Source organism: Vibrio sp. 1069, assembly GCF_033340555.1.
This window is the reverse complement of sequence record NZ_JAWOWP010000479.1, coordinates 1-652: the sequence shown is the minus strand read 5'-3', so window position 1 is coordinate 652 and position 652 is coordinate 1. Positions and strand designations below refer to the sequence as shown.

Below are 652 nucleotides of genomic sequence, written 5' to 3'. Positions count from 1 at the left end.
GTGTTGTTTGAAGGGTTTATGTCGCCTTACACACCAAACTTCCAAGTATTGAAAGAGAGCTTACCGTCTATCGCTCCGTTACGACATGCGACGATTAGCTATTGCCAGTATTCATCGAGATACCAAAAATACCTAAATGGAGAAAATCCAAACACATTCAATCCTGCGTTTTCCAATGGCTCCATCATGGACATCGGTTATTACTGCGTGGGTTCGGCGATTGAGTTGTTTGGTGAGCCGAACTCTGTTCAAGCCAGTGCGCATGTGCTTCCATCAGGCGTTGACGGATGCGGCAGCGTAACGCTGGCGTATGATGGCTTTAACGTAAATCTTCTGCACTCGAAAGTCAGTGATTCTCTTATCCCAAGCGAGTTTCAAGGTGAGCAAGGCAGTGTGTTGGTCGATATGATCGCCACAGGCCGTGGTGTAGAGCGTATTCTTCGTGGTGAAGAAAAAGAGAACCTAACTTTGCCTCAAACCGAGAATCATATGTTCTACGAAGCAGAAGCATTTGCGAAGCAGTTAAAGCTTGGTGTGATTGATGAACAAATGAAACAACGTTCGTTGACCGTTGCAAAAGTACTGACTGAAGTACGCAAACAGACTGGCGTAGTATTCCCTGCTGACCAGTAAACTTGTGCATGGTATAGCC

The 652-nt window shown here is 45.9% G+C and carries 1 pseudogene; it reads left to right on the top strand.

Features of this window, described 5'->3' with window-relative positions:
- Positions 1–633: pseudogene (locus R7040_RS27260) on the top strand (gfo/Idh/MocA family oxidoreductase); the annotation flags it as partial.
- Positions 634–652 lie beyond the last annotated feature (19 nt).